The 7,075-nt window shown below is 59.2% G+C and carries 2 protein-coding genes and 3 pseudogenes; 2 read left to right on the forward strand and 3 right to left on the reverse strand.

Translation table 11 applies throughout. The features are described from left to right. Positions 1–1,452 precede the first annotated feature (1,452 nt). Positions 1,453–2,172 (reverse strand): annotated as a pseudogene (locus tag HNO88_RS21355) (IS6 family transposase). 559 nt (positions 2,173–2,731) lie between these two features. After that, positions 2,732–3,804, reverse strand: a pseudogene (locus HNO88_RS21360) (IS5 family transposase). A 143-nt stretch (positions 3,805–3,947) separates the two neighbouring features. Here HNO88_RS21360 and HNO88_RS21365 point away from each other — a divergent pair. Beyond that, a pseudogene (locus tag HNO88_RS21365) lies at positions 3,948–4,200 on the forward strand (DUF1153 domain-containing protein). 475 nt (positions 4,201–4,675) lie between these two features. Here HNO88_RS21365 and HNO88_RS21370 read toward each other — a convergent pair. Further along, on the reverse strand, positions 4,676–5,188 hold the full coding sequence (locus tag HNO88_RS21370; RefSeq protein ID WP_184250734.1) for a hypothetical protein: 513 nt from the start codon (positions 5,186–5,188) through the stop codon (positions 4,676–4,678). Positions 5,189–6,015: 827 nt separating this feature from the next. Between HNO88_RS21370 and HNO88_RS21375 the strand changes: the two genes are divergently transcribed. After that, positions 6,016–6,318 carry a hypothetical protein gene (locus HNO88_RS21375; RefSeq protein ID WP_184250737.1) on the forward strand — a complete coding sequence of 101 codons (303 nt, stop codon included), beginning with the start codon at positions 6,016–6,018 and terminating at the stop codon, positions 6,316–6,318. Positions 6,319–7,075 lie beyond the last annotated feature (757 nt).

Raw genomic sequence — 7,075 nt, forward strand, 5'->3', positions numbered from 1 at the left:
CACGCCGCGCACCTTCGTGGGCAGCAACGGCTCGATCACCGACCACTCGAAATCCGTCAGATCAAAACGTGCCATGCCCATCTCCTTGCCGGAGACCTGAATCATGCATCAGCCTGTTTGGGAATCCTGTCTATGGGTTCATGGCCTAACCTTTTTTCAAGACTGCCGCCGCCGCCACCACGTCAGGCGGAGCGACGATCGCGCCAAACGCGATTGCAGCCTACCAGGACAGGCTCGGGACAAGCAGCTTCGTCACCAATGCTACCGCCGCAGCGGTGAAGAACACGGCGCCCACCGCAAGCAGGAGGATAGGGCGCAAGTTGGAGCGGAATGCCGGCCAGTCTGTCTGGTAAGCGCTGGCTTGCAGAAGCGGCGGCAGGAACAAAGCCAAGCAGCTCCGGTTCCAGTTCGACGGTACCAATGCTAGGCACGAACGCCAAGGCGATGCCGCCAAAGACCAGCGCCACGGCCAGAGGCAGCCGCAAGCGTTCAGGGCGCGTATATCTGTCAGTCGCGCTCTTAGGTTCGTAGGTCGATCCCTGATCGTCACCGGGGCTGCTTTGGTGATTGTACCGATCAGTACCACAGAGCAGACCTTCCGCGACCGTTCACTCATCGTGGGGGGGTGTATTCTGCGTGCTGCTCGGAACAGGTGTGCTTCGGGAACTCGGCTGGCACGGTCGGAGATCAGGCAGCAAGGACATGCGACGCTCTCACAGCGCTGTCCCGGACGGATCGGAAGTACACTCGCCATAGGACGAGGCGGCTGAGTAGTGGGAGCCGCCTGCTGAATCAATGCGGCAGGACTGCATCAGCCGTGCTTTGCCCAGACGAACTGATTGAATCAACGTTGGCGCCTAGCAGTTTAAGTCCGTTCGAGCACGGCCATTATCGGCATCTGCGCGGATCATGACAGCTGGCAAGGCAATCCAATGGCAAAGAAATTAGGCGCTAATTACGAGGACGCGCGCGTAATCGAACGCTCAAGATCAAGCCACTTGATCGCAGTGCCTTTGAGCAACCCATAGTAGAGGTTGAAGCCGTCGATATAGACGTGTGTTTCCAACAGCGTGGTCCAGAAAGAGCAACGGCGGGCTTTTGGCGCGCCGTGCGCCCGTTGGACGGAGCCAATCGGGGGAGTTGTAGTTTTAAGCCAGCTATTAGCAGTGGGATTTGCAAGAGGCTTGCCATTCGCGCAAACCTCACAGTGCGCCGATCCTCTCGTTGCGCTCCATCGAATGCGCAGTGGGCCAGCGACGTCCAAGGAGGTTGAACGGGGTAAAACCAGTAGATCATAGGCCCATCGACAGATCGATTGATAATTGGATCGAACCGCACGTTTCGCGCTGAGTTCGCTGGTCACGGTGACCTGCGGATGCAGCGGAAACGGTGCTGTCAGTTCGATGCGAACCGCTCTCCACCTGATGCTCTTAGGCCTTTGAGGATGGTATCTTAGCTCGCGATGATCTGCCACTCAGCCAAGGCAGCTAATCGGCGTTCCTTGAAGGTCTTTTGAGTCAATTAGATGGCGTTCGAGGTTGAAGTGGTTGTGGATGTTGGCGTGAACAGAGGCGAACTTCTGTAAAGTCTTCATCTGCCTGAACCGGAGCATCGCGCACGCTCTCGTCTTCGGAACGGCAGGTGCGAGTTCTCCACCCGGTTGTTAGCCCAGCGTCCGGCTTGCTGCTTATCGCGGTTGCCGACTTCTTTCATTGCAGCAGCATAGGAGCGCAGCCCGTCGGTGGTGATTGCTTCGGGCGAGCCGTGGCGTTTGAGCGCCTTCTTCATGAAGGTAAGCGTTGCCTGCTTGTCGCGGCTCTTGGTGACAAAGCTCTCTAGGACTTCGCCCTCCTGATCGACCGCCCGCCACAGGTACACCATCTCGCCGTTCAGCTTGACGTACATCTCGTCCAAGTGCCAGCGCCAGTGGCGGAAGCCACGCATGCCGCTAAGGCGCTTGCGGCGTACCTCATCGGCGAACATCGGGCCAAACCTGTTCCACCACAGCCGCACCGTCTCGTGGCAGATGTCGATCCCGCGCGCGAACAGCAGGTCCTCAACGTTCCGCAGGCTGAGCGGAAAGCGCACGTACATCAGCACTACCAACCGGATCACCTCCGGCGACGAGTTGAAGTAGCGAAACGGACTGGCTGGCTTGCGAGGACGAGGCATTGAAACACCACCCTACCCTCCTTACCAGCCGGTGCACTTGGTTTGACTGTGCCCACGGCCACTATACCTTCGTAAGGACCTCGTGCTCCAAGGTCATCGCGTACCCGCAAGCCCTTGTTGAGATCGTTCATCACGCGCGTCGACCAGGTTGCCAGTGTCGGTGGAACTTGGATGCTTGTAACGGCAGATTGTGCAAATGCCCCTGTAGCGCAGGCGCAGATAATGAAGTCAATCGGTAAGATGGCTGAAAGATAGCCTTACATTTCGATCTTCGCCCTACCTGCTTACTACATATATCGCGATGACGGATTTTGTTCTACTTCGGGCTCTACTTAGGCAACTAGTTCGGTTCGACGCCAGGCCGATCTCCACAGCTAAGAGTTTACTCCTAGTAGACGCGCTTAAGAGTGAGACCCTTATAAAACTGGACGCCTCGAAGGATCGTTGATTTGGGCGTGAGGACGGCGCGAGGAGTGGTCGTGGCAGCGTTGGCTGTGTTATTAAGGGTCAGATCTCGCTGTTTGGCGGGATCTGAGGGCCGCTCAGCGCCTGATCTGCGTCACGCGGGCGCAGTACGCCCTTCGAGCCAGGCGAGCCGCTGGATGTTGTAGGCGAGGTTGGCCATGCCGATCATGATACGTGCACGGGCGATGCCGATGGTGCGCACGATCAGCCCCATGCGGTGCTTTTGGCCGGCGAAGACGTGCTCCACTGCTGAGCGCACCGCAGAACGCTTTGCATTGGCCCGCGCGCTCGGGCATGGGCCGGCGGTGCGGCTTTCGCTGGTGGATATTGCTGGTGAACATACCTTTGGCCAGGAACGCCTTGTTCTTCTTGGAGCGGTAGGCTGTGTCGGCCCATACGCCCGAGGCCGTGTTGTCCGAGCTGATGAGGACCGGCAGCCTTGCGCCATCGGCGGCGCTGGCACCCAGGTGCGGATCAGGCCATGCGTGCGGTCGATGCTGATGTGGTTCTTGTAGCCGAACATGGGGATGGCGAGATCGACTGGCTTGAACGCCTCCGGGTCGGCGCCGTCCTTCACCTTGGCCTTGGTGTATTTGACGATCCAGCGCGCATCGCGATCCTTCTGCCTGAGCTTGGCTGGCTTGTCCTTCCAGCGCTCGGGGATGCGACCGTCCTTGATCGCCGCTTTCTCCTCCTGAGTGTTGCGCTGCTTCGGTGCCGGTACCACAGTGGCATCAATGATCTGACCGCCCATCGCGAGGAAGCCTCGGTCGGTGAGCGCGGCATCGAAGCGGGCGAAGAGCCTGTCAATCGCCTTGGCCTTCACCAGGCGCTCGCGGAACAGCCATACCGTCGTGGCGTCCGGCACCGTACCGTCGAGGCCAAGGCCAAGGAAGCGCTGGAACGAGAGCCGGTCCTTGATCTGGAACTCGGTGCCTCTTCCGACAGCGAGTAGAGCGCCTGGAGCACCAGGATCTTAAACATCAGCACCGGATCGAACGGCGGGCGTCCACCCTTGCCCCGAGGGCTACGGCGTAGTGCCGCTACAAGCGGCCCCCGGAAAACCTCGAAGTCAACCACCGCGGCCAAACGCTCCAGTGGATCGCCCGCCGCGCTCAGCGCCTCATATCGGTCCGAAAGATCGAAGAAGCCAGGCTGCCCCGCCATCTCTGCCTCCGCTGCCGCGCCGAAGCAGTGAATCATCTCGGCCTTCAAATGCTACCGGTTTTTCGAAGCGTCCAACTCACATAGGTTGTCGCGTGTTTTAGTAGCGAGATCATGTTCAGGTGATTGCATACCTAGAGGACGCTATGGTTCAGCCGATGCTTGCAGATAAGACGGTCACCGGACCGCTAGGTGAGAAGATGACCACGCGACAGCTGCCGCCCGCGACCACGTCACGCTGGGTGGCACGACGAAAGGCTGAAGTTATCGCGGCTATCGATGGAGGGCTGTTGCCCGTCGCCTGCGGCCTGCTCTCGCTACAACCTTACACTGGAGGATATGGGATCTTGGCGGCGGCATTGTGAGGATGAGGGGATCAAGGGCTTGCAGCAATCCTAATTTAAAAGCGTCGTCATAAGGCGGAAGCATGAGATCTTCAGCAGCACCAAATGCCAGTGGGTTGCTTAGGGTCCGTTCATCACCTTCAAGTCAGCAGTCAGGCGCACCCGCTCCGGCCTTGCATGATGCCGGAAGACAGCAGCACAGCTAGTACGGCAGATTTACCTCAGCCCACAACGTCGGCGCTGTAGCCTCGAGCCACAATATGCCGTCCGTGTCGTCGTCAGTCTCGTTGGTCGCCCACATATCCTCATTATAGTCCCATCGCGCCAAGTGTAGCTCGTATGGGCAGTCAGGGTCGGGGCGGCCGCTTACCAGGCGGTTCGGCACAGCAAGCAGGACCTGGTCACCGTTGAAAGGCAACTCCGAGCCGCGCGCCGGTAAGCTCTGCCAATCGATCGCCATGTCCAAGCCCTTCATGCGGTCCCGCCACTATCGCCGCGTTCCCACGTCCACCAGCAGCTGCCGGGGCGTGCTACTCCTTGTAAGAGTAGTTGGGGAACTTGGCCGACTGAAGTCTAGAAACCACGGTCAGTCTCGACAACCCCAACTCGCGTGCGGCGTAAGCGCCGCTTTCGTACACGACACCGTCGATAAGGACCGGCTTTCTGATATCTCGATTTGAAGGGACGCGCGGCCCTTCGTCTTCGTAGTAACAGCCCTGAACGCCTCGCTCTATCTTCCGTTTGACGTTCGTTACGGTGACGCCCCCAGCCTGAGCAGCCGCACTCATGGATAGGTATCGCACCCCCTCAAAGAACACGGGGCGGCCATCTTTGCGGGCGGGCACGACTGGTTCATCCGTCTCCACCTCTTCGATGAAGTAGCCGGGATCCTTGCGCTTTAGGCGATTACGCACAGTCACAAGCGTAATACCCAACTCTCGCGAGGCTTTTCGGATCGAGGTGAAGGTCCGTCCTTCGGCGTGGATGACGCGCTTGACCCAGGAAGGACGGGCGAGATCGGCCGCGGGATCAGAGTTCGTCACTGCGGACTTGCCTCCACCCTACACCCCAACGCGCCTTGCCAATCTACCGCCACTTCGTTCTCCTTTGCGTCTTTAACGCCTTAAGCTAAAGACCTTACAGCTGCATACCCGGAATGCCTGTCCTTTGTGCAGTTAGGGTCGGTGCTCGCCCCCCGCAGCGCCGGCCCGCCCTCCCTTAGATTGGCGGCGGCGAGGTCCACCACTCGCTTGTGATGATGAGCGCTGCAAGCGCAGCTAGCATGAGCATCGCGCCCAGCAGCGACCGGTCAGCGGGCTCCAGGCGTGAGCAGCGGCCGTGGCTGCGTCGTGCACTCGTTCGGCAGGGGTTGGGCCGTAGCAGCCGAGGAGATGATGCCTTATCAGCCATGGGCACCACCATCACGCAAACTTAACTTGCGCGAAGTAGACGCCTCCGAACTGGAGCCCACAGCCGTGCCATGTCCAACGTAGCTTGCCTCAGCAGAGCCCGTGACACTCGCAGGCGCGAGATTGTTGAGGTTTTCGTAGCAGCCTTGGCTGCCGTTCTCGACGTAATGCAAGACATGGAGACGACGGGAGAGGCCGGCAGCATGGTCGACTGCGAGCCGCTTGATGAGGCGGCTTGTATGAGGCTGATTATGGGTAACGCTTTGATACTGCGGCCCAGTCTGTCGACATCGGAAGCTGACAAACGAGCGGCACTGCCGGTCATCCAGATGCTTAAGCGTTCCTTCGCCGCGCGGCGTCAATGCGCTAATGACTGAGCGCCCAACCAGCGACCTCGGCCTTGTGCTACGCCCGTTTTGGCGAGAGGATGTCATCCGCCGAATCTGCGGGGGTAAGGTGATATGGGCGAAGTCGTCAGCATCGATGCCGCTTGGGAGGATCGCTTCGTCGCCATTGCTGACGTGATCTCCCGAGCGTCGACTATCATCGCTGAGCAAGCCGAGGCGCTTCAGCACATTGGAGACAAAGGGCTTGCCCAAAAGATGGTCGGGTACGTGCTCGACAATTGGGCGAAGCTGACCAACGCAAAGGCCGTCATGCTGCGCCCGAGTTTGAGAGAGTCGCCGCTGGAAATGGACATGCTGGTTTGGCTGCTTCGGGACATGCCAAGCGAGGTGCTTGAGTCGCCGGCGCAGAAGGGCTGATCCTGTCTTTATCCCGGGACTCCGACGCTCGTCGGCTGTCGACCCGAGCTTCTTTCTCCTCATAGGAGAGCGCCCTCCAGCGCACGGCGCGGCTCGACAGCACGGCGTCGGTCAAGCAGCTTAGGTGGAAACCTGTAAATCGCTGAGCTTCCAATTAAGCTTTGTTCCACGTCCAGAAGCCGCACCGTCGCTAGAACCCACTACGTAAGCGTGCTCCGAACGGTTTACGCTCACGCACGACTGACTGAAAGCTGCGGACCTATGAGGCTTCAGTTTAGGACAAATCGTATCAGATCGATCGCACTTTGCAACTCATCGGCTTGGCGGTTGAAGGCCGCTAGTTTCGCCTTCGACCTTCCAGAAGATTCCCGGCAGGTTGCATGTCTTTCATGAGCAGATCGGCCCATTCCTGCGCCAGCTCGCGCCGTCGCTCCATGTGCCCCGCACGATCGTACGCTGCCTTGACCTTGTTCTCAGGCACATGGGCGGGCATCAGCTCGATGATTGCCGGATCCGCGATCTGCCTCTGCTTAACCGCAGGCGGAGTGCTGTCAGTTCAATGCGAACCGCTCTCCACCTGATGCTCTTAGGTTTTTGAGTATGGTATCTTAGGCCACAGACCCATAAACAGGATTCCCAAACAGGCAGAGGCATGATTCAGTTCTCCGGCAAGGAGATGGGCATGGCACGTTTTGATCTGACGGATTTCGAGTGGTCGGTGATCGAGCCGTTGCTGCCCACGAAGGTGCGCGGCGTG

Source organism: Novosphingobium chloroacetimidivorans, from assembly GCF_014204535.1.
GTDB classification, from domain to species: domain Bacteria; phylum Pseudomonadota; class Alphaproteobacteria; order Sphingomonadales; family Sphingomonadaceae; genus Novosphingobium; species Novosphingobium chloroacetimidivorans.